General features: G+C 45.8%; 25 protein-coding genes, 1 tRNA gene and 1 other RNA gene. 20 read left to right on the top strand and 7 right to left on the bottom strand.

The features are described from left to right. The first annotated feature begins 1 nt into the window (after nt 1). From grpE to AQUSIP_RS03325, 10 genes are all read left to right on the top strand, one after another. Entirely contained in the window at nt 2–595 is a 594-nt protein-coding gene (gene grpE / locus AQUSIP_RS03285; protein WP_267896341.1) for a nucleotide exchange factor GrpE, read from the top strand. 144 nt (nt 596–739) lie between these two features. Further along, a complete protein-coding gene (gene dnaK, locus AQUSIP_RS03290) occupies nt 740–2,692 on the top strand; it encodes a molecular chaperone DnaK (RefSeq protein WP_114833524.1) in 1,953 nt (650 codons plus the stop codon). A 98-nt stretch (nt 2,693–2,790) separates the two neighbouring features. Continuing rightward, the gene (dnaJ, locus tag AQUSIP_RS03295) at nt 2,791–3,900 is read left to right on the top strand and encodes a molecular chaperone DnaJ (RefSeq protein WP_114833523.1); all 1,110 of its coding nucleotides are present in this window, start codon (nt 2,791–2,793) and stop codon (nt 3,898–3,900) included. Between the two features lie 165 nt (nt 3,901–4,065). Continuing rightward, a complete protein-coding gene (gene greA / locus AQUSIP_RS03300; RefSeq protein WP_114833522.1) occupies nt 4,066–4,539 on the top strand; it encodes a transcription elongation factor GreA in 474 nt (157 codons plus the stop codon). Then, complete coding sequence (rlmE, locus tag AQUSIP_RS03305) at nt 4,539–5,162, top strand: 23S rRNA (uridine(2552)-2'-O)-methyltransferase RlmE (protein WP_114833521.1); 624 nt, start codon at nt 4,539–4,541, stop codon at nt 5,160–5,162. The genes greA and rlmE overlap by 1 nt, the downstream gene beginning before the upstream one ends. A 117-nt stretch (nt 5,163–5,279) precedes the next feature. Beyond that, nucleotides 5,280–7,232: an ATP-dependent zinc metalloprotease FtsH gene (gene ftsH / locus AQUSIP_RS03310; RefSeq protein WP_114833520.1), complete on the top strand. Its 1,953-nt coding sequence runs from the start codon at nt 5,280–5,282 to the stop codon at nt 7,230–7,232. After that, nucleotides 7,213–8,595 (top strand): phosphoglucosamine mutase, encoded by a 1,383-nt coding sequence (glmM, locus tag AQUSIP_RS03315; protein WP_407641496.1) that lies wholly within the window; start codon nt 7,213–7,215, stop codon nt 8,593–8,595. Before ftsH ends, glmM begins: the two co-directional genes overlap by 20 nt. Nucleotides 8,596–8,839: 244 nt before the next feature. Further along, nucleotides 8,840–9,967: an IS4 family transposase gene (locus AQUSIP_RS03320; protein ID WP_232058605.1), complete on the top strand. Its 1,128-nt coding sequence runs from the start codon at nt 8,840–8,842 to the stop codon at nt 9,965–9,967. A 245-nt stretch (nt 9,968–10,212) separates the two neighbouring features. After that, nucleotides 10,213–10,338: a hypothetical protein gene (locus AQUSIP_RS12545; RefSeq protein ID WP_267896353.1), complete on the top strand. Its 126-nt coding sequence runs from the start codon at nt 10,213–10,215 to the stop codon at nt 10,336–10,338. A 120-nt stretch (nt 10,339–10,458) separates the two neighbouring features. Further along, nucleotides 10,459–11,730, top strand: coding sequence for an MFS transporter (locus AQUSIP_RS03325; protein WP_170131774.1), 1,272 nt, complete (start codon nt 10,459–10,461; stop codon nt 11,728–11,730). A 72-nt stretch (nt 11,731–11,802) separates the two neighbouring features. Here the strand turns inward: AQUSIP_RS03325 and AQUSIP_RS03330 are convergent, their stop codons facing one another. Continuing rightward, nucleotides 11,803–12,186, bottom strand: a complete 384-nt coding sequence (locus tag AQUSIP_RS03330) for an HU family DNA-binding protein (protein ID WP_232058625.1) — start codon at nt 12,184–12,186, stop codon at nt 11,803–11,805. A 586-nt stretch (nt 12,187–12,772) separates the two neighbouring features. Here AQUSIP_RS03330 and rplM point away from each other — a divergent pair. The 5 genes from rplM (at nt 12,773) to AQUSIP_RS03355 (ending at nt 15,056) form a co-directional block, all read left to right on the top strand. Continuing rightward, nucleotides 12,773–13,213 (top strand): 50S ribosomal protein L13, encoded by a 441-nt coding sequence (gene rplM, locus AQUSIP_RS03335; protein ID WP_114834102.1) that lies wholly within the window; start codon nt 12,773–12,775, stop codon nt 13,211–13,213. A gap of 15 nt (nt 13,214–13,228) precedes the next feature. Next, complete coding sequence (gene rpsI, locus AQUSIP_RS03340; protein WP_114834103.1) at nt 13,229–13,666, top strand: 30S ribosomal protein S9; 438 nt, start codon at nt 13,229–13,231, stop codon at nt 13,664–13,666. A 23-nt stretch (nt 13,667–13,689) separates the two neighbouring features. After that, nucleotides 13,690–13,763, top strand: a tRNA-Gln gene (locus tag AQUSIP_RS03345). Between the two features lie 180 nt (nt 13,764–13,943). Then, complete coding sequence (locus AQUSIP_RS03350; RefSeq protein ID WP_114834104.1) at nt 13,944–14,594, top strand: glutathione S-transferase N-terminal domain-containing protein; 651 nt, start codon at nt 13,944–13,946, stop codon at nt 14,592–14,594. Between the two features lie 9 nt (nt 14,595–14,603). After that, nucleotides 14,604–15,056, top strand: a complete 453-nt coding sequence (locus AQUSIP_RS03355; protein WP_114834105.1) for a ClpXP protease specificity-enhancing factor — start codon at nt 14,604–14,606, stop codon at nt 15,054–15,056. A gap of 36 nt (nt 15,057–15,092) precedes the next feature. Here the strand turns inward: AQUSIP_RS03355 and AQUSIP_RS03360 are convergent, their stop codons facing one another. Beyond that, nucleotides 15,093–16,799 (bottom strand): ATP-binding protein, encoded by a 1,707-nt coding sequence (locus AQUSIP_RS03360; RefSeq protein ID WP_114834106.1) that lies wholly within the window; start codon nt 16,797–16,799, stop codon nt 15,093–15,095. A 205-nt stretch (nt 16,800–17,004) separates the two neighbouring features. On the opposite strand from AQUSIP_RS03360, the gene AQUSIP_RS03365 reads away from it, so the two are divergent. Both AQUSIP_RS03365 and AQUSIP_RS03370 read left to right on the top strand, forming a co-directional pair. Then, nucleotides 17,005–18,204 (top strand): hypothetical protein, encoded by a 1,200-nt coding sequence (locus AQUSIP_RS03365; RefSeq protein WP_114834107.1) that lies wholly within the window; start codon nt 17,005–17,007, stop codon nt 18,202–18,204. Between the two features lie 181 nt (nt 18,205–18,385). Beyond that, on the top strand, nt 18,386–19,507 hold the full coding sequence (locus AQUSIP_RS03370) for a hypothetical protein (protein ID WP_147277477.1): 1,122 nt from the start codon (nt 18,386–18,388) through the stop codon (nt 19,505–19,507). A 254-nt stretch (nt 19,508–19,761) separates the two neighbouring features. On the opposite strand, the gene AQUSIP_RS03375 is transcribed toward AQUSIP_RS03370, so the two are convergent. Genes AQUSIP_RS03375 through AQUSIP_RS03390 form a run of 4 tightly spaced genes read right to left on the bottom strand, consistent with a single transcriptional unit; the run spans nt 19,762 to nt 22,712 of the window. After that, a complete protein-coding gene (locus AQUSIP_RS03375) occupies nt 19,762–20,331 on the bottom strand; it encodes a BON domain-containing protein (RefSeq protein ID WP_114834109.1) in 570 nt (189 codons plus the stop codon). Beyond that, nucleotides 20,328–20,930 (bottom strand): phosphoheptose isomerase, encoded by a 603-nt coding sequence (locus tag AQUSIP_RS03380; protein ID WP_114834110.1) that lies wholly within the window; start codon nt 20,928–20,930, stop codon nt 20,328–20,330. Before AQUSIP_RS03380 ends, AQUSIP_RS03375 begins: the two co-directional genes overlap by 4 nt. Then, nucleotides 20,927–21,307, bottom strand: coding sequence for a YraN family protein (locus tag AQUSIP_RS03385; RefSeq protein WP_197737818.1), 381 nt, complete (start codon nt 21,305–21,307; stop codon nt 20,927–20,929). Before AQUSIP_RS03385 ends, AQUSIP_RS03380 begins: the two co-directional genes overlap by 4 nt. Further along, nucleotides 21,300–22,712 (bottom strand): penicillin-binding protein activator, encoded by a 1,413-nt coding sequence (locus AQUSIP_RS03390; RefSeq protein WP_170131775.1) that lies wholly within the window; start codon nt 22,710–22,712, stop codon nt 21,300–21,302. The genes AQUSIP_RS03385 and AQUSIP_RS03390 overlap by 8 nt, the downstream gene beginning before the upstream one ends. Before the next feature lie 16 nt (nt 22,713–22,728). Here AQUSIP_RS03390 and rsmI point away from each other — a divergent pair, with 16 nt between their 5' ends. Beyond that, on the top strand, nt 22,729–23,586 hold the full coding sequence (rsmI, locus tag AQUSIP_RS03395; RefSeq protein ID WP_114834113.1) for a 16S rRNA (cytidine(1402)-2'-O)-methyltransferase: 858 nt from the start codon (nt 22,729–22,731) through the stop codon (nt 23,584–23,586). 13 nt (nt 23,587–23,599) lie between these two features. Here the strand turns inward: rsmI and AQUSIP_RS03400 are convergent, their stop codons facing one another. Then, nucleotides 23,600–24,784 (bottom strand): glycosyltransferase family 4 protein, encoded by a 1,185-nt coding sequence (locus AQUSIP_RS03400; protein ID WP_114834114.1) that lies wholly within the window; start codon nt 24,782–24,784, stop codon nt 23,600–23,602. A gap of 72 nt (nt 24,785–24,856) precedes the next feature. On the opposite strand from AQUSIP_RS03400, the gene rnpB reads away from it, so the two are divergent. Both rnpB and AQUSIP_RS03410 read left to right on the top strand, forming a co-directional pair. Beyond that, nucleotides 24,857–25,198: RNase P RNA component class A (rnpB, locus tag AQUSIP_RS03405), an RNA gene on the top strand. Nucleotides 25,199–25,229: 31 nt separating this feature from the next. Beyond that, nucleotides 25,230–25,730 (top strand): hypothetical protein, encoded by a 501-nt coding sequence (locus AQUSIP_RS03410; protein ID WP_114834115.1) that lies wholly within the window; start codon nt 25,230–25,232, stop codon nt 25,728–25,730. Nucleotides 25,731–25,923: the final 193 nt, after the last annotated feature.

Raw genomic sequence — 25,923 nt, forward strand, 5'->3', positions numbered from 1 at the left:
GATAAAGAAAGAAAAAAGGAGAAAGGCTGGTATGAAAAAAAATACGCCTGATCATGATGCTGAGAATGAATCAAATTCTGATAAAAGTAAACTGACCGAGTTGCTGGAGCACCCTTCATATCAGGAGTTAATGCAAAAGCTCGATGAGGCAGAGAAAAAGGCTAGCGAAAACTGGGAACGGGCACTCCGTTTGCAGGCTGACAGTGAGAATGCCATGCGCCGCGCAGAGCGAGATGTGGCCAATGCGCACAAGTACGCGCTTGAAAAATTTGTCGCAGAGCTGTTGCCCATTGTTGATAGTCTGGAACTGTGTATTTCCAATGTACCAAACGAGATGCAGGAAGCGGCAGGGTCCGTTATCGAAGGCGTGCGTTTAACACTAAAAATGTTTTATACCGCTTTTGAGAAATTCGGCATCAAACAAGTCAATCCGCTTTCGGAGCCTTTTGATCCTGAATTCCAGCAGGCTATTTCCATGCAGGAAACGGATACAGCGAAGCCCGGTACAGTGATTTCCGTTTTGCAAAAAGGGTATACCCTCAATAACCGCCTGATCCGACCGGCGCTGGTCACGGTGGCCAAAGGGAAAGAATAAAAATTTATAAGGGGGCAGGATGGCTATTTTCAATGCAGGTCATACATCTCGGCAGGTGCTTCTTGTCTTGGCTATCCCTTGTCAGCATTGAAATATGAATAAATGCCCTTATGTTTAATAGATAGATAACAAGCGGAGAATAATATGGCAACGAATAAAATCATAGGCATAGACTTAGGCACCACGAACTCCTGTGTTGCTGTCATGGAAGGAGACAAGGTTAAAGTCATTGAAAATTCAGAAGGTGCGCGCACGACGCCCTCTATTGTTGCTTATCTTGATAATAATGAAATCCGGGTAGGACAGCCTGCCAAGCATCAGGCAGTGACGAACCCCAAGAACACAATTTATGCGGTCAAGCGCCTTATCGGCCGTCGCTATGACGATCCGATGGTGCGTAAAACCCAGGAAACCGTGCCTTATTCCATCGTCAAGGCTGAAAACGGGGATGCGTGGGTGCAAGTGTTGGGAAATAAAGACCTGGCGCCGCAGCAGGTGTCAGCGCAGATCCTGATGAAGATGAAAAAGACAGCGGAAGATTATCTGGGTCATGAAGTGAAAGAGGCGGTCATTACCGTGCCAGCCTACTTTAATGATTCACAACGCCAGGCAACGAAAGATGCTGGTCGCATTGCCGGTCTCGAAGTGAAACGTATCATTAATGAACCCACCGCGGCAGCGCTTGCGTATGGTCTGGACAAGAAGCCGGGTAATCGCAAGATTGCTGTGTATGACTTGGGCGGCGGTACATTCGATATCTCTATCATTGAAATTGCTGAAGTCGATGGCGAGCACCAGTTTGAAGTGCTTTCTACCAATGGCGACACCTTCCTGGGTGGTGAAGATTTTGATCAGCGCCTGATTAATCATCTCATTGATGAATTCAAAAATACGTCCGGCATTGATTTGCGTCAGGACCCGCTTGCGCTGCAGCGTCTTAAAGAAGCCGCTGAAAAAGCGAAAATTGAGCTTTCTTCCACCCAACAAACGGAAGTTAACCTGCCTTACATCACCGCAGATGCCAGCGGACCCAAGCACTTGAATCTCAAGATTACACGCGCAAAGCTTGAATCGCTGGTCGAAGACTTGGTTCAACGTACCATTGAGCCTTGCAAGATTGCGCTCAAGGATGCAAACCTCGGAACCGACAAGATTGATGACGTCATCCTGGTGGGCGGACAGACGCGTATGCCGCTGGTACAGGAAACCGTGCGTAAATTCTTTGGCAAGGATCCGCGTAAAGACGTTAATCCGGATGAAGCCGTGGCTATCGGCGCTGCTATTCAGGGGGCAGTACTGTCAGGCGCGATAAAAGACGTGCTCCTGTTGGATGTCACACCGCTTTCGCTGGGTATCGAAACCATGGGTGGTGTGATGACCAAACTCATCGAGAAAAACACGACGATTCCAACCCGTGCGACTCAAACCTTTTCAACAGCTGCAGATAATCAAACAGCAGTCACGATTCATGTGCTGCAGGGTGAGCGTGAAATGGCATCAGCCAATAAGTCGCTGGGTCGATTTGATCTGGCGGATATCCCACCCGCGCCGCGCGGCATGCCGCAAATTGAAGTGACTTTTGATATTGATGCGAATGGTATTTTGCATGTTTCCGCAAAAGATAAGGCAACTGGCAAGGCACAGTCCATCAAGATCCAGGCTTCTTCCGGATTAACCGAGGATGAAGTCAAGCGCATGGTGAAGGATGCGGAAGAGCACGCGGCTGAAGATCGTAAATTCCATGATCTCGTCGCTGTGCGTAATCAGGCTGATAACATGATTCATGCTGTGACCAAGTCTTTGAAAGAAGCGGGTGACAAAGTCAGCGCGGATGAGCGGCAAGCCATTGAGAAAGCGGTTGAAGCGTTGAAAGAAGCCATCAAGTCTGACAATAAAGATGAGATTGAAGCAAAAACAAAGGACCTGACGGATGCTTCTGCCAAAATGGCCGAACGTTTGTATGCGTCACAAGCCCAAGGCGAGCAGGCTGCAGGCCAGCAGCCAGGTGGCGGACAGGAATCACAAAAGAAAGATGAAAATGTGGTCGATGCTGAGTTTGAAGAAGTGAAGGACGACGAAACCAAGCATGACAAGTAAACCCGCCAGCAGGTGATTCGCCTGCTTGTGGAAGGAAATGGGCGAGCAGGACAACTGCTCGCCCTGTGTTTTTTATGTTTTTATAACGAAGTGGCGCCATGACCAAGCATGATTATTACGAAGTTTTAGGGGTTTCACGCAATGCGAGCGATGAGGAAATCAAAAAAACCTATCGCCGCCTGGCAATGAAATATCATCCAGACCGCAATCAGCACGACAAAGCATCGGAAGACAAGTTCAAGGAAATTAAAGAAGCCTACGAAGTCTTGTCTGACAGCAGAAGACGCGCTGCTTATGATCAATTCGGTCACGCCGGTGTCAATGGCGCGGCAGGCGGTTTTGGCGGCATGAATTTCGGCGATATTTTCGGTGATATTTTCGGCGATATTTTCGGTGGTCGAGGCGGCGCCGGTCCCCAGCGCGGCAGCGATTTACACTATACGTTGGAAATAACGCTGGAAGAAGCGGTCTACGGCAAAACGGCAGAAATTATGATCCCGACGCTGGTGCAGTGCAGCGAGTGCGCTGGCAGTGGCGCACGCAAAGGCGCGCAGCCTGTGACTTGCTCGGATTGCGGAGGCTATGGCCAGATACGCATGCAGCACGGCTTTTTTACGGTGCAACAGACCTGCCCCAGCTGTCAGGGAAAAGGGCGAGTGATCCATGATCCCTGTTCGAGCTGCCATGGACGTGGACGACACAGGCAAAATAAAAAACTTTCAGTTAAGATACCGCAAGGGGTGGATACCGGTGATCGCATTCGCTTGAGTGGAGAAGGGGAGGCAGGCGAAGCGGGCGCCATGCCGGGTGATCTTTATATTCAAATCCAGGTTTTGCCACACGCACTTTTTGAGCGCGATGGTAAAAACCTGTATTGCGAAGTTCCCATCAGCTTTGTCACGGCTGTACTCGGCGGCGAGCTGGAAGTGCCTGCCTTAAATGGCCGCGTTAAACTGAAAGTTCCGCCGGAAACACAAACCGGCAAAACATTTCGTGTAAAAGGCATGGGCGTGCCCTCCGTGCGTGGCGGCGATCCGGGTGATTTGCTTTGCAAGGTGCAGGTTGAAACGCCCGTGAATTTGACGGCCAAGCAAAAAGAATTGCTGACACAGTTTGAGAAAACCATGTCTGCCAATAACAAGCACAGCCCAAAATCAAGTTCATGGTTTAACAAGGTAAAGAAGTTTTTTGAGGATATGAAATTCTGATTGATCTGCAAAACCTGCGGCAAATTGCAGTGAAGTCACTTTCCAACCGGTCATGCGAGTCCTTGCTGGCATGGCCAATGTTTGATTTAAAAGGATTAACTTTTAAATCGACAGCAAAAGCATAGAAGACAATAAATGTGTAAATCCAGTGTAGGGGTAATCGGGATGCAGAAAGTACCAATGACAACAGCGGGCGCTGAAAAATTACGCGAAGAACTGAACCGTTTAAAGCAGGTTGAACGGCCCAAAATTATCAATGCGATCGCTGAAGCGAGGGCGCATGGTGATTTGAAAGAGAATGCTGAATATCATGCGGCGCGCGAACAACAGGGATTTATTGAAGGCCGTATCCAGGAAATAGAATCCAAGCTTTCCGTTGCGCATATCATTGATGTGACGCAATTGGAAAATACAGGAAGAGTTATTTTCGGCGCAACCGTAAAATTGACCACACCGGAAGGCGCTTCGCTTTCTTATCAGATTGTGGGCGAAGATGAAGCGGATATAAACGAGAATAAAATCTCGGTTACTTCGCCCGTTGCACGTGCTTTAATTGGTAAATATGAAGGCGACAATGTGGAAGTAAAAACACCGGAAGGGTCGATGACATACGAAATTATTGAGGTCACATATATTTAATGGCCAATAAAAGCAGTAGCCGCCGGTGGCTTAAAGAACATTTCACTGATCCGTATGTCAAACAGGCACAACAGGAAGGTTATCGTTCACGCGCTGTTTACAAGCTGCTTGAGATACAGGAACGCGGTCACTTGTTTAAGCCAGGGATGACGGTCATCGACCTGGGCGCTGCACCAGGCGGATGGTCTCAGGTAGTTGCAAGGCTGGTGAAACCGTGCGGCCGTGTGATAGCTATGGATTTGCTGCCCATGGAGCCGATTGAGGGCGTGGACTTCATTCAGGGCGATTTTTCCGACGAGACAATTTTACAAGCCCTTCTGGACAAGCTGGCACCAGCAAAAGCTGATTGGGTTATTTCCGATATGGCGCCTAACATGAGCGGTAATGAAAGTATTGATATTCCCCGCTCGATGTATCTGTCTGAACTCGCCCTGGATTTTGCCTTGCAAGTGTTGATGCCGGAAGGTGGTTTTTTAATTAAAGTATTTCAGGGCGAGGGCTTTGATGCCTTGCTGGCTGAAATGAAACGCCGTTTTAAAACAGTGGCTATTCGTAAACCTAAAGCATCCAGGGGGCGGTCCCGTGAAGTTTATATACTTGCAAGAGGCTTAAAAGGATCATGAGTAGGCAGTTAAAAGGAGAAGTATTCGTGCTATTTTCTAGTTTATCGTCACCAGTTTAGGTATGATTAACTTATACTTTAAGAAAGTACTTTTTGACTTTGAAAGAGGTCAACCGACGTGAATGACGCAATCAAGACAATACTGCTGTGGATGGTAATCGGAATTATTCTAATTTCGGTTTTCAATAACTTTGGGCCCCGGCGCGAAACTGAGGAAAAGATTAGCTATTCCGCTTTTCTTCAAAAGATCAAGCAGGGGGATGTGAATACGGTGACCATCTCCGATCAAAATGTCACTGGCAAATACCAGACGGGCAAGACATTTACGACCTATCTTCCCATGCGGCAGGATCCGGTCCTGCTCAAGGATATGCTGGACAAGGGGGTGATTGTACAGGGGAAACAGCCTGATCAACCTGGGTTATGGGTCCATCTTCTGAACCTGCTGCCGTGGATCATTATTATCGCTATCTGGATTTATGTACTCCGGCAACAGACCGGCGGCGGAAAGGGCGGTGCCTTTTCATTCGGCCGTAGCAGGGCGCGATTGTTGAATGCAGACCAGGTCAAGATTACTTTCTCGGACGTGGCTGGTTGCGAAGAGGCGAAGGAAGAAGTAAAAGAGCTGGTTGATTTTCTAAAAGATCCGGGCAAATTCCAACGCTTGGGCGGCAAGATTCCACGCGGTGTCCTGTTGGTGGGCCCGCCAGGAACGGGTAAAACCCTGCTCGCTAAAGCGGTGGCAGGTGAGGCCAAGGTTCCCTTCTTTACCATTTCCGGTTCGGATTTCGTTGAAATGTTTGTCGGTGTGGGCGCTTCCCGCGTGCGCGATATGTTTGATCAAGCCAAAAAACAGGCTCCCTGCATTATTTTTATTGATGAAATTGACGCGGTTGGCCGGCATCGCGGTGCGGGCTTAGGCGGTGGCCATGATGAACGTGAACAGACGCTAAACCAGCTGCTGGTTGAAATGGATGGTTTCCAGGGCAGTGAAGGGGTGATTGTGATTGCGGCAACGAACCGGCCTGATGTGCTGGATCCTGCCCTGTTACGTCCCGGTCGTTTCGACCGCCAGGTAGTGGTGGGCCTGCCGGATGTCAAAGGGCGCGAGCAAATTCTTCGCGTGCATAGTCGTAAATTACCGCTTGCGGATGATGTGGATGTTTCTGTTATTGCGCGCGGTACACCCGGATTTTCAGGGGCGGATCTCGCCAATATTGTTAATGAAGCAGCGCTTTTTGCTGCCCGTTCGAATAAACGCGCGGTTGATATGGATGACTTCGAGAAAGCCAAAGACAAGGTCATTATGGGAACCGAACGGCGCTCTATTGTCATGTCAGAGCAGGAAAAGAAATTGACTGCTTATCACGAAGCGGGACACGCCATTGTCGGCCTCTTGGTGCCGGAGCATGACCCGGTGCATAAAGTTACTATTATTCCGCGCGGACGCGCATTGGGTGTAACCATGTTTTTACCCGAGGGCGACCGTTACAATTACACCAGAGAGTATCTGGAAAGCAAAATCTCCAGTCTCTTTGGCGGCCGTTTGGCGGAAGAAATTATTTTTGGCGACAGCAAGGTGACGACTGGTGCTTCCAACGATATCCAGAAAGCCAGTGAACTTGCGCGTAATATGGTTACCAAATGGGGGCTTTCAGAGAAAGTAGGTCCCCTGACCATTGGTGGACAGGATGAGGAAGTTTTCCTCGGCCATTCCATAACGCGACATAAAGAGGTTTCTGAGGCAACGTTCAGTATGATTGACGCTGAAGTACGCGAGATTATTGACCGCAATTACAAGCGTGCAGAGCGCATTCTGAAAGAGAATATCGAAAAGCTTCACGCCATGGCAGAAGCACTGGTGAAATATGAGACCATTAACCTGGATCAGATTCACGATGTCATGGAAGGCAAAACTGTACGTGAGCCGGCAAACTGGCAAAGTAATAAGGAAAATTCAGGCAAAGCCAAACCAAAGGTAAAGGAAAAAGAAAAGGAAGAGTCAGCGGAAGATAAATCACTCAACGCAAATGAAGGCGCTGCGCAAGCCGATGGCTCAAGTGTTAACTAAAATGAATCCGATTTCCCACAAGCCCCGCCGGTATTTCGGTACGGATGGTATTCGAGGCCGCGTAGGCGTGTGGCCTATTACGCCTGAATTTGTCCTGAAACTGGGTTGGGCGGTAGGTAAGGTGTTAGCCCGTCAGGGTAATGGCAAAGTGCTTATAGGTAAAGACACCCGCATTTCCGGCTACATGTTTGAATCCGTGCTTGAATCGGGTCTCTCCGCTGCCGGTATTGATACCCATCTCTTGGGTCCCATGCCAACGCCTGCGATTGCTTATCTGACACGCACCTTGCGTGCGCAAGCTGGCATTGTCATCAGTGCCTCGCATAATCCTTATTATGACAATGGCATTAAGTTTTTTTCTGCCCAGGGTACCAAGCTTCCCGATCATCTGGAATCCGCTATCGAAGAACAGTTGGAACAGCCAATGACCACAGTGGATTCTGCCGAATTAGGCAAAGCCATTCGTGTGGTTGATGCGCCCGGGCGCTATATCGAGTTTTGTAAAAGCACGGTTTCATCCGACATTATTCTGAATGGCTTAAAAATAGTAGTGGATTGCGCACACGGTGCTGCTTATCACGTTGCGCCCAACGTGTTTCGCGAACTGGGTGCAGAAGTGATTGAGATGGGTGTTGAGCCGAACGGTTTGAACATTAATTTGCAATGCGGTGCAACGCATCCTGAAGCTTTGCACCAGCAAGTGCTGACCCATAAAGCCGATTTGGGTATTGCGCTGGATGGCGACGGCGACCGCGTCGTCATGATTGATCATGAAGGCCATATTTTAGATGGCGATGAATTATTGTATATCATTGCCAAGCATAAAACGGGTATGGGTACTTTCAAGGGCGGTGTAGTGGGTACCGTCATGTCAAACCTGGGCTTTGAGCAGGCCGTTAAGCAGCTTGGGCTTGAGTTTGTACGTGTGCCGGTAGGTGACCGTTATATCATCAGTGAACTCACGAAGCGCCAATGGCACTTGGGAGGCGAGCCTTCCGGCCATATTGTTTGTATGGATACGACGACTACAGGGGATGGTATCATCACTGCATTGCAGGTACTTGCTGCGATGCGGCATGGGCGTCAGTCGCTTTCGGAAATTCGCTCCGGCTTGATCAAATATCCCCAGATTCTGCTGAACGTGAAAGCAGCCCAGGCGGATTTTTCTCTCGAATCTCCCCGCATTCAGGAAGCTGTTAAGAATGTGGAACAGGCACTGGGTGCAAAAGGTCGGGTGTTATTGCGCCGTTCAGGCACAGAACCGCTAATTCGCATCATGGTTGAAGGTGAAGATAAATACCGGGTGGAACAATTTGCGGGACAATTAGCTGATGTTGTAAAAGAGGAGTTAGGGGCGGTATAGCCGCTATTTTGCGAGTGCGAACCAACTACACCAGGACATGACACAGTTATACGGGACTTTGGCTATTTTTGACAGGTGTTCTCCTGAATTTGCCATCCGGCGTGCTTTGTCATCCTGAGCGAGAATGGCTGTCATCCTGAGCGCAGCGCACTACTGTCCGGTGAACCAGATTAAAAATTGATCGTCCTTGGTAAAGCGCTATGATAGCGCGCTAAACACCACATTTAGCACCAAGGACGAACTGATGAAAGATACCGTTTTTCAACGATTATTAAAACCCGTTACAAAAAAATTAATGAAGGAATGTATAGAACGCTTTCGATCTGATCATCGTTATGAATCATTTAATACATTTGAACATTTAAAAACGATGATTTATGCACATATTAATGAAATTAAAAGCTTACGCACGTTAGAGGTTGCGATAAACAGTCAAAAAATTGGTATAAAAACGCAAGTAAAACGCTCGACCTTAAGTGATGCCAATCGAAAACGACCAGCCGAAAGTTTCTTTTGGATATTAGAACAGCTTATGTCTTTGTTACCCAGGAAAAAACATAAAGAAATAAAAAAAGTAATCAGGATATTAGATAGTAGCCCGATACAGCTAAGAGGCCAAGGGTACGATGAGTGGTCAAAGCAATATGCGACTCGGCATATACAAGGATTAAAACTACATGTTGAATATGATTTAGGATTAGATTTGCCCTTAAGGATGAAGTTGAGTCATCCAAATTGTAATGATGCGACGATGGGACAAAAATGGCCAATCCTTAAAAACACCCTTTATGTGTTTGATAAAGGTTACTACGATTACAATTGGTGGTGGAGCATCAACAAAAGGCAGGCTTATTTTGTGACTCGATTAAAGAAGAATGCGGCCATTGTTATAGAAAGCCGGCAAAAAAATACTCGCGAACCCATCTTACAAGATTGTCTTTTTAGAATTTCAAATAAAGTTCCACGTGGTGGAAAACGCATGGAATATAGCGAGACGCTGAGATATATAAGTGTAAAAAGAGAAGGAAAAACTCCTCTTATTTTGGTAACTAACTTGAAAGATTTACCAGCAGAAAATATTGCTAAGCTTTATAAAGCCCGATGGGAAATAGAGCTATTTTTTAAATGGATCAAGCAAAATCTTCGACTTAAAAAATTTCTGGGCCGATCTTCTAATGCGGTTAAAATTCAAATAGCAACAGCCTTGATTGCTTTTATATTGATACAAATATTTAAAAATGTTTCAAATGAGAAACGTTCATTACATCTCGTTTTAGTCTGGATCAGACATAATTTGCATGTTGCAGAATATCGCAATAGACAATACAAGCCTCCTATTTATTTAATTTCAAGGAGACCTGTTTATTTATGATACAGGTTCACCGGACAGTAGTGGAGCGCAGCGAAGGATCTCCAAATGCACAATGGAAGGGAGATCCTTCGCTGCGCTCAGGATGACAAAGCTGCGCTCAGGATGACAGCCATTCTGTAGAATCAGCATCATTTGTCAAAAATGGCCAAGTCCAGTTCTATATACACGCTCCTTTTCTTAAGATAACCTTAATAATCCTTCTTTATGATCGTTAAAGTAAGTGCAGCGATAGTGCAGAGAAAACAATGAAACAAATCAGCCAGCCAAAGAGGTTGCTTGCGGCAGTTCCTGCTGCTTGTGTTTCTATGCTTGCTGCTTTTCCCTTTTTTATTATTAATATTATTTCCATACGCATTAGCCGCCTGTTTTAGCGGTCATCTGGTTCGTGACGCTAAGGCAGGCAAATTCCTACCACGAATCCAATATCGCTCATCTTCTAACAGATGAGCATTCAATAGATGACGAATTTCCACATGCAAGAAGGGTTTTTTATGTTAAGCAATACAACACAATCACGGCCAAAGACAATGGAATTGAGCTATTCCATTGTGGTGATTAGCCTCTGCGCGTGCTTTCTTTTTTATAAATATATCCTGCAGATTTATCCCAGTGTCGTGACTAACCAGCTCATGCGCGAGTTTCAGTTATCGGGCGCAGGTCTTGGTAATCTTGCCGCAACCTTTTATTACACTTACATGATCACTCAGCTATTTGTAGGTATTCTGCTTGATAAGTACAGCACGCGCTGGCTGACTGCTGCAGCTATTTTTTGCTGTGGTTTGGGCGTTATGCTGTTTTCACAAACGCATTCGCTGTTCATTGCGGAATTGTCACGTGGATTAATGGGCGTAGGCGTGGCCTTTGCTACCGTCGCTTATATGAAATTGGCGGCAGTCTGGTTTTCACCGCGGCAATATGCATTTGTTGGCGGACTATTGGCGACTGCAGCGATGGCAGGCGCGATTTTTGGGCAAGCGCCTTTGGCCTATTTTATTGATGCAGTGGGCTGGCGTGAGTGCTTGTTTATTACGGGATTAATTGGTTTCGCCTTAGCTATCCTGTTTGTTTTTATTGTTCGGGACGCGCCTGAAAAATCATCCGTTGCTCAAAAAGCCGAATTGGTTTCATGGCGTGATTTACTGGATATCGTCAAAAATAGACAAAACTGGCTGCTCACTTTTTATAGCGGTTTGGCTTTTTCACCCATCGCCATTTTTGGCGGACTATGGGGAAATCCTTTTTTGCAGCAAGCCTATCATCTCAACAATACACAAGCAGCGTCTTTGCTCTCTCTGGTATTTATTGGTTTAGGGATTGGAAGTCCTTTATTGGGTATTCTTTCTGACCGGCTAGGGGCGAGGCGTAACGTCATGTTGTCGAGTACGATGGTTGCCTGTCTCGCGCTGGTACTAGTGCTCTATTGCCATCAGCTGCCTCTCTGGGCTGTTTCAGTGCTGTTATTTATATTCGGATTCGGGTTGGGATCCTTTATGCTGGGCTTTGCGATCGGGAAAGAGATTAACAAGCCGGCATTCACAGCTACAGTGGTTGCCATGATTAATACCAGTGATGCTTTGCTGGATAGCTTTACAGAACCCGGGATCGGAAAGCTACTCGATTTACTCTGGGATGGCAAAGTGGTTGATGGCGTGCATTATTTTTCGCTGCAAAGCTATCACCTCGCGTTGTCCGTGCTGCCCATCTATTTGCTTATTGCAGCCTTGTTATTGGTGTGGGTGAGAGAGGCTCCGGCGGATTTATAACAGAGGCAGAAATAAAATCCCCTCATTTTCTTGCTGAAAAGAGGGGATTTGATGGGGTGAAAATAATCGCGCTTACGCGACCATTTCCTTTAATTTCTTGAGCGGTCTGATTTTTACAGTTTTGTAAGCAGGTTTTGCCTTGATCATGATTTCTTCGCCGGTAAAGGGGTTAACGCCCTTGCGAGCTGGTCTCGCCGGTTTTTTAACCACACTGATTTTCATCAGGCCAGGAAGAACAAATACGCCTGGGCCGCCTGATTTGACGTGTTTTTCAATTACCTGAGTAAGACAATCCATAACCGCAACAACGTCTTTTTTGTTGACGCAGGTGACATCGGTGATTGTCTTGATCATGCCGCTTTTGGATACGGGTTCTTTAAAAGCGGGCAATTTAGCGGGAGATTTTTTAGCTGCTGCTTTGGAAGCAGTTTTCCCGTTACCAGACTTCCTTTTCATTTTTGACTTCTTCACTGCCATATCAATTCCTCACTAAGTTAAGAAAAAAGACATTAATAAAATAACATTTTTTATGGATTTTGCGAGTGTTTTTTTTGAAAAAGTCCCTGAAAACAAGGGGAAAACGCCTGTTTTTTCTTAAATAAAGCGTGTGCGAAACGGGAAAAAGAAAGGAAATTTGGCTGGAAATTAAGGACCTTTTTTAAAAATCACATGAAAGGCGGAGAGAGCTTGAAGTGTAACGTGTTAGTGCGTTGGGTATGTTTTTTCAGGGGTAATACCGCGTCTCACGGGCGTAACAGTGAAGGAAAATGCGCTCAAGGTGAGAGACGCCGCGCGTGATTTGTGGTATAAACGAGCTTGAGAATTGCGGGTATTTTTTGTATTTTCGAGAGTGATCATCAGGTAATCATTCGCCGCCGCCTCAAATTTTGAAGCGAGAAAAATGAAATAAACCGGTCCGAGAGCACGGGTTTGGAGCCAGCCTATCCCTGATAAAAGTCTTTCGCCACTTGCGCGTTATAACGGCTTCCTATACAATTCTGGCGCTTTAAATAGGGTTATTTTAGACACCATAGGATTAACGATGAAAACGTATTTTGCTACCGATGAAACCAGTGAACACAAGTGGTATCTTGTTGATGCAAATAACAAAGTGCTCGGCAGATTAGCCACCCAGATCGCGAAATACCTGCGCGGCAAGCATAAGCCCGAATATACCCCACACGCAGATGCTGGCGACTATATTGTGGTCATCAATGCTGCTCAAGTGAAAGTAACAGGTAAAAAAGAGCAGGAAAAAGTGTATTATAGGCACTCAGGTTACCCAGGCGGATTAAAAGAGACCACCTTCGAGAAATTGCAGGATAAGGATCCGACCAAGATTATTGAAATTGCAGTAAAAGGCATGCTGCCAAAGACTCCTTTGGGTCGGGCGATGCTGCGCAAACTGAAAGTCTATGCCGGCGCTGAGCATCCGCATACAGCACAGCAGCCTGTTGAAATTAACCTTGAGAAAGCAGAATAGAACTAGGATAAAGATATGGCAGAAAAGAATTTTTATGGTACTGGTCGTCGCAAAACATCGACAGCCCGTGTATTCCTGAAACCAGGCAAGGGAAGCATTGTTATCAATGACCGTACGCTTGAAGAATATTTCGGCCGTGAAACTGCCCGTATGATCGTTCGCCAGCCGCTTGAAGCTACTGAGCTGCAAAGCAAATTTGATGTGCTGGTGACCGTTGATGGCGGCGGTATGAATGGCCAAGCCGGCGCTATTCGCCATGGTATTGCGCGCGCATTGTTGCAATACGAAGAGGATAGCTCAGGTGGTGATGACACCAGTGGCGGCATGGCTGATGATTCCGTAAGAAGAGCATTGCGCAGAGCAGGCTATTTAACTAGAGACGCGCGAGAAGTCGAACGTAAAAAAGTTGGCAAACACAAAGCTCGCAAGGGTACGCAATACTCCAAGCGATAATTCGAATAGTATTATCAATCAGATGGGGGATCGTCTAGCGGCAGGACAGCGGACTCTGACTCCGTTAACCTAGGTTCGAATCCTAGTCCCCCAGCCACTTTTTCTTTTCGTGCGGCGAGAGCGTCATTTAAAAAGTTTCTTTGACCCGGGTTATAGAAGGCAAAGGACAGATCATATTGATTATTCGTCGGCCCCGTGCGAGTTGCTTATCACGTGTCGGCTGATTTATCTGTTCAGTTATCTGTCCTCTGTCTTCTGAATGTGAGGAAGGTTAGCAATGGCAATTATTACAAATAAACGATCCGTCATGACGCTCTATTCCGGAGCAGTGGATATTCTCAGTCATCGGGTGCGCATCGTACTTGCTGAAAAAGGCGTATCCTACGAAGTGATTAATATTGAATCACGCGGTAAGACTGAAGATTTGCTTGAGCTGAATCCCTACGGTAATGTGCCTACGCTCGTTGATCGAGAGCTTGCACTGTATGAACCCAACATTATTGCTGAATACCTTGATGAACGGTTCCCGCATCCTCCTTTAATGCCTGTTTACCCTGTTGCCAGAGCGAAGGCCAGATTGATAATCTATCGTTTTGATCGCGAATGGGGACCGTTGATTCGCAAATTAGAGACAGGGAAAATAAATGATTCACGAGCCGCTGCAAAAGAGCTGACTAGCTATTTGTTGCAGCTTGTACCAGCATTTAATGCTTCTCCTTATTTTCTAGGAGAGGAATTTACACTGGTTGACTGCTGTATCGCGCCTGTCTTGTGGCGCTTGCCGGCATGGGGCATTACCCTGCCGCCAGCTGAAACCAAAGTGGTTAACAAGTATGCGGATCGATTATTTCAGCGCGATTCATTTCAGGCCAGTCTCACTGAGGCCGAACAGGAGTTGAGGAAATCAGCTAAGGCAGAAACAGCTTAAGGGAGAAACATGATGTTATCAAACAGACCTTACTTGCTACGAGCATTTTATCAGTGGATTGTTGATAGTGCATGCACACCTATCCTTGTCATTGATGCTAATCATCCCCGCTGCAGAATTCCCAAAGAATATGCTGAAGGCGGTGAGATAGTATTTAATATCTCTTCAGTCGCAGTGCGCGATCTGAAAATTACCAATGAACTCGTTGAGTTCAAGGCTTCTTTCTCTGGCGTGATCCATTTCATCTCTGCCCCGATTAAAGCTATTTTAGCTATCTATGCTGAAGAAAATGGCGAAGGTATATTTTTTGATGCAGATGAAGACGACAGTGAAGGTGAAGAACGCAATGGCATCGTTGAGCTGAAGGCATTGGAAGGCTTTTCCAATGCGGATGCGTCTGATGCAGATATCATTGCCAGCGAACAAACCAGAGAGAAGCCCGTTTTAAGGCTTGTTGAGTAAGCTAAATATTCTTGCACGGAGCGCCTCTGAGGGGTTCTACCAGGTAGGTTTCGTATACCGATGCAGAATTTCTTTCAGGCTTCCGTGTGAGATGGGTTTGTTTGCAATTTCGTTCGCGCCAGCAGTCAGGCAGGCAGATTTTTCTTCTTCGCCGGTATAGCCTGTGAGCGCAACAATAGGAAGGGTTCGTTTCTCTTTATCCTGATGTTGGCGTATTGTTCTGATGACTTCAAAGCCAGTGATATCAGGCAAGCCGATGTCCACAAAGATAATGTCATGATTATTTAGCGCCTGCAGTCCGTCATGGCCATGTGCGGAAATTTCAACTTCACACCCTAAATCGACCAACATTTTTTCATGAATACGCTGAACAATTTTGTCATCTTCAATAAGGAGAACTTTCAGTTTTTGCTTGGGGAGTGAGGAGAGAGCAGTGGAAGGAAGATCTGGGTGTTTCGCACGATATGCCATAGATTTTTTATGCAGGGCAGTAATGAGAGAATCGCCTCGAGGAACTTCGAATTCCCCAATCAGCGTAAACGTGGATCCTTTCCCGGGCTCACTGATAACGTTGATGGTCATGTTCAATAAGCCCGCCAGCCGTTTGACAATCGCAAGGCCAAGGCCGGTGCCGCTGCGGCTAGATTGCCGAGTATACGCATCTTCAAGCTGCCTGAAAGGTTCAAAAATCAGTTCCAATTTGTCGGCTGGGATACCAGGCCCTGTATCATGGACCGCAATAGCAAGTTTTGCTTTGCGGGCTGTGCGCTTTAATATACGCACCTCTATGGCAATCTGACCCTTTTCAGTGAATTTGATGGCGTTATTAATGATGTTAATAAGTATCTGCCGCAGCACATGGGGATCTGTCTGGATTTGCAGAGACGGTTGTTGATCCAGCCGGGCGGTCAATTCCAAGCCTTTATTTTTTGCAAGCGCAGCAGTAATACTTAAAGCTTCGTTGATAAGGGTATTAAGATTAATTGATGTGTGCGTATTTAAAACGTATTTTCCGGCTTCCAGACGGCTGAAATCCAGGACATCGTTTACCAGACTAAGCAGATTTTGCGCGCAATGCTCCAGGTCTTCCAGCGAGGTCAGTTGATCCGCCTTTGATAAATTTCCCTGCTTTAAAAAATTGACTAGTCCTAAGATGCCCGTGAGCGGCGTGCGAAGCTCATGGTTTACGACAGCGAGAAATTGAGATTTTGCCCGGTTGGATGCCTCTGCTTTTTCTTTGGCTATTTTAAGCTCCTGCTCCATTCTTTTATGTTCTGTGATATCAAGAGAAGTTCCGAGAAGCCCGATTACCTCGCCATTGCGATCGCGCAACGGTATTTTGTAAGAGAGATAAGTAGCAGGTTCGTGTTTTTCATTAAAACCCACTTCTTCAATACTGGTTGCCTCCATTGAAGCCATGATTTCTTTGTCAATCTTATCTATCTGCTCGGCTAATTCTGCGCCAACGAGATCAATGGTATGTTTGCCTATAATTTCATCCGGAGACGTGAGGCTTAGAATCTTTGCAAGATGGTTGTTACAACCTAAAAGTTTGCCTTCCTTGTCTTTCCAGAATATATTGCCTGGCATAAGCGCAATCAGATCACGCAAAGCGAAAAATTCTTTGTCATTGTTGGCCGATAGGATTGCCTTTTTTTTGAGCATGTCATTTTCTGCTCTCAGGGTGGCAATTTGTCGTTTTTGCCGGGCGATGATTTGTTCTAGGTTGTCTTTATCGGTCATAGAGTTAGCCTCGTCTGTTCCTTATTATACAGCGACTCGAGAGGGGCTTGAAGAAGTACTTGATAAGCAAAATGAGACTTATTTATAATCCTAGGGGCTTGAAAACTAACCATATTTCTTGCGTCAAGGATATAGTATAAATCCTACAATCTATGTAGTATATTGCTAAACATAGTAAAAAAATTTAACGCGGTGGAGTGAGAAAATGGATACAAGAACTAATCTGACAGTACCTGACCAACCAGAATATACATTGCAGCTTTCCCAAGACTTGATTGACCTGGCTACTAAAGCGAAGACTCAGGGCACCTCGAAAAGATATCATATACGTGTGCCGCTTTGCATTGATCCCCCAACTCGAAACAAAAGCGCAGGTCTGTCGCGAGCGCAATTTGCCAAATTAGTAAGTGATCTTAATTCACTGGAAATGCCCTACACCATTTACCTTGTTCCCAATGATGAGAAAGCCTATGCTGACTTCCTTTTATTGCATCGTGAAACCATTGCGCTAATTAAACAAAATGATGAAGATCTTGATCTTGAAGCTTATAAAGCTTCAGGAGAAGAAAATAAGAAAGTGGTATCAGAAGAAGAAATGGAAGGAAAAAAAATTGTCTTGGTCCAAAAGTGGCGGCAGACGCCAAATTGGAAGGATGCTGAAGCACAGTATTTTAATCTTCGTAATGGCAAAAGACGTGAAGCAGTTGAAACGCTTTTAGAACAAGATACCAATAAGCGTTTGAAGCTGCATCCAAATGAAGATCCTGAAGATATTAAAAGTCACTATATTGCGGAAACAACGGACTATGTTTCATGGTTGAAGCGCAACGGCAATAATACGGATCCGCATAATATTCTTTTATACCCGAATGGAAAGCCGCAAGTTCTCGTAAATGCTGATTTAAATGCGGGAGAAATGAATAGGGTATCGGGTTCGCTTGCCAGCTATAAATATTCTATTATTACAAATAAAAAGAATGGTAAATCACCTACCAGTAATAAAAAAGCAAACAATACAACCAGCATGTTGAATGCGCTTATGACGGAACAGCAGATTGAATGGGCGACAGAATCGGCAGCGAGGCTAATGGAAAAAGGTCTGCTAGATAAAAAAGATCTGGTGGGTTTTGTGGCGGGTTTCTATAAAGAAGTAAACAGCTATGGACAGCATGTTGTTCCGGTAGTGAGTCAAACAAAGCCGGTTAGTAATGACACTGAGTTGGTAGGAACAGTACCTGCATTAGTGATTGATAATACGAAAGTAGAAAAGGGAACGGCCAAACTGATGACTGCACAAAGGGAGCAAGAAGGTCTATGGTCACCATCTACTAAGAAAAAAAAACAGTCCTCTACCACGACGCCATCTCTCACAAACTCGGGTAATCTTGTAAAGGTGAATTGCTAAACAAGATCCATCTCTTTTTGATACCGTCCGCTTTTACGGATAGCGGACGGTTCTATATTTCTATCAATGTTCCTTCACCTTCCAGTTGGTAATTTCTTGTTCATAACTCAAGGGCTTACGTTCGCTACAAAAGCGTTTTAAGCAAAAGTGCTATAATAATAAGAAATAAAAAATGAGGTGGATGATGGAATCCCATAATAGTGGAAATTCCAAACAGGTTTTGGAAGACATTAGCCAAATTCTGAATGCAATTATCGAAACCATTAACGTATACATTCAAAATCAAAAAAATGATCTCATAAAAAATGAGCATAAACGCAATCGTATTAAATCAATTGTCGATGCTGTTTTGCAGTTTTCTGACCAAAAAATAATGAGCTCAGCCATTCTGGGAAGAGAGAACCTCAAATTAAAAAAACCTGTTTTGTTTCCCGCTATCTCTGCGGAAGATTTAAAAACAGATGCTTCTCGGGTTCAAACAAAAATATATGGGCTACCTGATAAATTTCAGCAAATGCTAACAATCATTAAAAGTGAGCTTAGCAATATTAAAATAGGCGTATTTGGGAAAGATAAAGGCTTGCAAGCAATCAAAGACCAAATCCAAGGAAGACAGGTGGAGGATCTTTTAGCAGAGTTAAAAAAAATCGTCAATTCCAAGCGTACTGCTGACCAGTTAATTAAAAAGGAAGCCCAGCAGAAAAATATACAAACCCCATTTTATTCACTGCCTCAAGATTTAAGATTATTCATTCTTTCTTTTATTGATGATCCAAGGAAGCTTGCAAGCGTATCGTCAATGTTTGCAGAGGATGTTAAACACGCAGGCCTGTGGAAGAAAAAATTACAAGATACTTTTCATTTATCTCCTAAGGCAATTGATGCATTAAAAAGTGGAGATGAATCCTATATGGCCATGTACGACCGCTTGAAAGACTTTAAATCCTGCATGATTGTATCCATGGCATCGCATAGCTATCAACCAGTTGAGGCATTAAATTTTGCTAAAAAGCAAAATTTTGGATTCCAGATATTCTCGTCCCAGTCTGATTTAAATTCTGCTTTAATGAGAATGGGAGTGAAAGGTGCTATTTACATTGTAGGATTTGATCTTTCCAAGGAAGAGATTGGAGAGTTGTTGGCAAAAAAAGATTATAAAGAAGTTGCCGCGCATATAAAAATTATCTTTCCGGAAGAGCGTACCCAACTAAGCTTTCCTGAAGCAAGAATGATGTTGGTTACATTTGAAAATGATGCATTCATGGAAGCAGGCGAGCTTCTACGCAAAAGCGCCAAGCACTAGCTATTAAAGTGGAGAGTGTTCGTTTAACTGCGTTATTCCCACATTTTCTTGTCACCTCGCACTTGTTGCGGGGCCTGGTGTATAAAAAATAATGTATTCCTTTATTTTTTTGATACCGGATCCCGCAACAAGTGCGGGATGACAGAGCAGGCAGTGCGGGGTGGGCAAAGAGTAAGGTACCAGGCAGCAAGCAGGCAACAAGTGCCAGCTGCGGTATCTATTGTATTCCTAGCCCAGTTATTATTCGCGAGAAATTATGTCCTATACTGGAAAATCTTCACTACTTTTTGAACACCTGAAACCTGTCTTGCAATATCAACAGCAATATCAGCTTGCTGGCGGTTGACTATACCCATCAGGTAAACAACGCCGTTTTCAGTGACGACTTTAATGCTGCTGGATTTTAAATCTTCGGTTGCGAGCATTTGGCCCTTGATTTTAGTAGTGATCCAGGAATCGCTGGTGCGTGTCAGGGTGGAGGTAGGTCCTTGAATAGTAATCTGATTATAAACGCGGGAAATCTCCGGATCTGATTTGGCTATATCTTCTGCCTGTTGCCGCCAAGCCGGATTCGGTGTTTCACCGGTGAGCAGCACGACACGGTTGAATACGGTGACTTCAATGTGGCTTTCATCGCGCAACGCAGGCACTTTATTGATTTTATCGGCTATCTTATTGGCGATTCGCGTGTCCTGAAGGGTATTTTCAATAGTCCGATGATCATAAACGATAGCAATCGCTGCAGCGCCGGCAGCGGCGCCTGCAACAAAAATGCACCCTTGTAAGGAAAAAGCCAGAACAATAATCGCCATAAATTTTTTCATGTTACTTCTCCGTGACCAAATAAACGAAAATCTATAATGTCACAAATACAATGAATGATGAGCAAGTGTGTCTCTTGGATACGCGCTGTATCATAGGCGGGCACACGTATTTCAATATCTTTTTCCTGCAAATGGTCGACTATTTTACCACCATCATAGCCGGTCAATGCAATAACCCCCATGTTTTTATCGTGGGCTGCCTTGATGGCATTGACGATGTTCGCTGAATTGCCGCTAGTAGAAATGGCGAGCAATAAGTCACCGGCATGGCCCATGGCGCGTATCTGCTTTGCAAATACGTCACTGAAATGATAGTCATTCGCTATGGCAGTCAGGGTCGGTATATCGGAGGTCAGTGCGATGGCGGGGAGGCCGGGCCGTTCCTGTTTGAAACGATTCAGCATTTCAGAGCTGAAATGCAGGGCTTCGCAAGCAGATCCGCCGTTACCGCAGCTCAGAATTTTATGGCCTTCGAGGAGCGCCTGTACGATTTCCTCGCTGGCTTCAGCAATAATATTGAGGATCGAGTCAGCCGAGATGATTTTGGTCTGAATGCTTTCTGTAAAATTTACTTTAATGCGTTCAATGATGCTGTTCATAAGTAGCGATTTATCTCCTCCGAAAATGCGTGCTCGATCCATTCAATCTGCATTTTGCCTGCTACAGGATGGATAGCGATAACATCAAAACGGCTGTTAACTTTATCAAGCCATTTTTTCATTTGCAAAAAATGGTTCGCGGTCTTGATCAGTCTGGCGATTTTGGTTTTGCTGATGCTTTCAAATGCGTTGCCGTAATCGGTGCGCCTGCGGCAGCGAACTTCGACAAAAACGATATCATCCTGATCCTGCATGATTAAGTCAATCTCGCCATAATAGCAATGATAATTCTGCTGAAGCAATCGCAGACCTTTGGCCTGCAGAAACTGGCAGGCCAATAATTCTGCTTTCTTGCCAAGCTTATGTCTGTCAAGCACGTTCATTGCGAATGACGGTGCAGGGCAGGCGGCGGTGAATTTGATGTGTAGATGACAGGGTTAATGCACCCGTTCTTCCGTAAATAGGAAAATTGGGCAAATAGGTAAGCCGCTGCAAGGTTTGACTTAAAAGATAAGCATCCTGTCCCACTGCGTAGAGCCGGTCTGAAGAGACTTCATCATCCGATCGCATGCGGGCCAGTTGTTTTGTCCAGGGGATGTCGCAAATAATGACACCATTTAAATCCGCGTCCTTGGCGGGATTCAGCTTGCCCGAATAAATGGATGAAGTTGCATACACGGGGACATCGCCAGCGTAATAATAACGTAAGAGTGGCAAAATAGCGCGCGCAGGTTGCGGCTGGGCAAAGAGGAAAATTACGTCAAAATCCTGCCGCCGCTGGTTTTGCAGCGATTCCTTATTGCCGCCTTCCTTCATTAATTGCTTGTCCTGAGACAGATTGACTTTAAGCAGCCGGGCTATTTCCTGATTGAAATCCGTGTTTGCCGAGTAATACCATGTTTCCTGAATGCTGCCGCCGATAGATTGCCATCGCGTTGAAAAGGCAGATACCAGCCGCTTTCCCCACACGTTTTGCGGCGCAATGATGATGGCACGCGAGCGGCCTGTTTCATGCGCACGATCAGCGATCTGGGCCACCTCGTCTTCTGGTAAGAGGCCAAATTCATAGAAATTCGTCGGCAGTGAACCCCAGTAGAGTGTAGTGTAATTCAGCGCGAGTGTAGGCGAGGTAAAAGAACCCGATTTGCTCAGCTGCTGCACCTGGTCTTTGATCAGGGGGCCGATAACAAAATCAGCGCCTTCTGCAACCGCTTGCTGATGCAGCGCAGCCATGCTTGGCGTGGATGCTGTATCATAAAACTTGACGCGCTGCTGGCCTGCTTTGGATAAATTCGCATAATAAGCGTTTAAAAAGCCTTCGCGCACGGCCCGGCCAGAGGTGCCAAAAGGTCCGCTCTGTGGCAGCAGAAGCGCAATTTGTTGCGGCGCCGCGGCATTTTGCAGCTGATTTAAAATTTCGTCATTCGGAAGCAGCTGGTTGGCGGGGTGAGAGGGATTGCTGTTGCGCCAGATGATTAATTGATGGGCAAGTTGCTGGGTGTTGACGCTGTTGCGTTTGCTGATGAGGGCAAGCTGAAGCCATGCGTTTTGCGTCGGATCACTGGTTTCTCGCTGTAAAGCGGCAAGCCTGGATGGAGGGGTGGCCTGCAATTTATTCCAGATCGTGTCTGCATTCCCTTCCCATAAAGTGGTATGGTAGCTTTCTGGGGAAAGCGCAGAGGATGAAGTGGAAGCGGGCGAAAAAGTAGTCGTTGAACAGCTCGCCAAACCGACTGCGATGATTAGCCCAAGGATAATTTTGATAAAAATAGATCTTTGCATGTAAACGGCTCTCACTATGCATAGTAACAAAATAGGCACATTATACGTTGTAGCAACACCCATTGGTAATCTGCAGGATATCTCCCTGCGGGCAATCGAGGTATTAAAGAAGGTTGACAGAGTCGCAGCAGAAGATACCAGGCATGCTATGCAGCTATTAAACCATTTTTCAATTAATAAGCCCACTCTTTCCCTGCATGAATTTAACGAGCGTGAACGGGTAGGTGTTTTACTCGCCTATCTGCAGCAACAAGGCGAATCTGTTGCGCTTGTTAGTGACGCAGGTACACCGCTTATCAGTGATCCCGGTTTTCTTGTTGTGAGGGAAGCGAAAGCCGTTGGCATACCCGTTGTCCCCGTTCCGGGCCCCTGTGCGGCTATTACGGCCTTGAGCGTTTCGGGGCTTGCCACGGACAGATTCATTTTTGAAGGTTTTTTGCCTGCCAAAGAAGAAGCAAGGCGGCAACGGCTTACCCTGCTCCGTCATGAAAAGCGTACGCTGATTTTTTATGAAGCCCCTCATCGTCTACTCGACACTTTGCAATCGATGTCGACTGTTTTTGGCAGCCAGCGGAAAGCCGTGGTAGCCAGGGAGTTAACCAAAGTCCATGAATCAGTGCTTGCAATGGATCTGGCCGCACTCATTGCGTGGTTTACATCGCATCCCGATCAGCAGCGTGGTGAGATTGTCATTCTGGTCACAGGCGCTGAAGAGGAAAAACAGCATGCAAAGGAAGTCATACCCAAGGAGGCTTTGGCTATCCTGCTGGAAGAGCTTCCACTCAAGCAGGCTGTGGCGCTTGCAAGTAAAATTACAGGCGAGCGCAAAAATGTCCTGTATGAGTTAGCGCTGTCGATGAAAGGAAATGCTTAAAGAGCCATGCGCATTAACGCAGCGTTTTTTCAGTAAGCACCGCTTCATAAACCACCCGGTATTCTTTTGCGATATGTATCCAATCAAATTGCTTTACAGCTTTTTGATTGTTCTGGCCCATTACATGGCGCAGATTATCATCATAGAGTAGTGCATGCATTGCCTCTGTCCATGCGTGTTGGCTATCTGGTGTGACTAGGAGAGCTTGCATTCCACGCGACTGCAGGTAACGCGCTGCTGCAATGTCACTGGCAATCAGTGGCTTGCCTGCTGCCATTGCTTCCAGCTGCACAATACCAAAAGCTTCCTCGCAGGCCTGCGGCTGAGTGGCAAATAGCACTAGTTTGGCGTGTGAAAATAAGTCTTTTTTTGCCTGCGCGCGAATATAACCAGGAAAAATAATGCTCTCGGAAGGGATGCTGCTCGTGTCCCTGAAATCCGTCAGGACATTAAAGCCATAGTTTCGTGCCTGTTGCTCAAGTTCTTTTTCAATTGATCCTGTCCCTGCAATGACAAGCGAAGTGCGAAAGCCTTTCTTACGTAACCCGGCGTAAGCATCAATGAGAAGAGGAAACCCTTTTTCGGGTTCAAGCCGGCCAATAGCGAGCATGTAATCCTGTTCAGGCTGGTTTAACACCTTTTCCCAGGCAGCGACATCAATTCCATTATGGATGATTTGGCTTTTATGATTTGTGACGTGAATGCTATCAGAGGCTTCTTGCATGGCAGGCGCAAGGTGAGTAACAAAATTTGCTTTTTCCAAAACCTTCTTACAGCGCCGTTTAATATTGCCGCGTTGAATACGCTGCGAATTGACAGCAGAAATATCACTGTGACTGGTTACAATGTAGGGTATGCCGGTTTGTTTATGCGCATGCATGGCCATGAAACCTGCGCGGTAAGTGCCTTGGGCATGGATGAGATCAATTTTTTCTTTTTCGCATAGGCTAAGAAAAGGTTGCAGCTCTTTTTTGGAGATAAAAAACCGTGGCTTCAGGAAGGGGCCGGAAAAGTGGGGAATGTGATTTTCCAGTATTTCGGGTGAAGCCAGCCGATTTGGACCATCTTTGCTAGCACGAGTATAAATAATCACCTCTGCATCATGAACCTTCAAGGCCAGGGGAAGATGGTGTAGAAATTCAGCTACACCGCCAAGCGTTGTATCTAAATAGCGATGGCACAGGAATAGGATGCGCATATATCGTACAGGGATTTTAAAATGGTTCCGAAATATAACATATTTTTTCTTGGCTTATGCTAAACTTTCTCATGAGTCAGTCAGGCAGCCGCTCCGCGTGAGCGGGGAGGAAAGTCCGGGCTCCATAGGGTAAAGTGCCAGGTAACGCCTGGGAAGCGCGAGCTTACGGAAAGTGCCACAGAAAAGAAACCGCCCTGATTTGTTCAGGGTAAGGGTGAAAAGGTGCGGTAAGAGCGCACCGCGTAACTGGTAACAGCTTACGGCAAGGTAAACCCCACTTGGAGCAAGGCCAAATAGGAACTCAATAGTGTGACCCGCACTGAGTTTGGGTAGGCTGCTTGAGGTGCCTGGTAACAGGCATCCCAGATAAATGACTGCCCTCGACAGAACCCGGCTTATCGACTGACTCACCTTATTTTCAGTTGTATTTACTCAGGAGAGATATATGACATTTAAGCTTAACGAAGCCCCCAACCTTGCCCTTAGCAAAATCAGTTCACATAAAACCACACGCAACTGCGGCACCTTTTGGTCGATTATGTGCTGTATTCCATCATTCGGCGGTTCAATTGGTGCGTGTGATGAGAGAAAAGATGCTGAGTTTAAAGGCTGCTATCCTCGCGCACTTTCTCCCCAGAAGAAAGGAGGGTTAACGGCGCTTATAGAAGCACTGAATGATCTTAGAATAACGGATTCTGAACTAAAGAAAAAAGCTAATAAAGAAACTATCGTGGGCCAGGTTCAAGCGACCTTGAGCATTCTTAAAGAAGCGGCGACAAAAAATTACTTAACCGAAGGCTATAAGCAAGCCGTTCAAGCCGCCTATGAGGAGCTATACACCAGAGCTTATCAAGAACAGGCCTTGAGAGATCGGATAAGTGAAAAAACACCTTTACTGACGGGCCATGATTATGAAAAGCCAAAGTACTTTACTATGAGCAAATAATCTCTTAAGCCGCTTTTAGCGGGCTTCATATTCTCTTCAAGCGATTTAAAAAGAAGATCTCTCTTCCTGCTTATCGCTCCAAAATTGCCACTAAGTGGAATATAGTGGCAAAAAGTGTTGTATTGTGGAAATTTGTGGTATATTTAGATTAACCCACAAGGATGATTGGCTGCTGATGTGAGGGTTATTGGGA

The organism is Aquicella lusitana (genome assembly GCF_902459475.1).
GTDB classification, from domain to species: Bacteria; Pseudomonadota; Gammaproteobacteria; order DSM-16500; family DSM-16500; genus Aquicella; species Aquicella lusitana.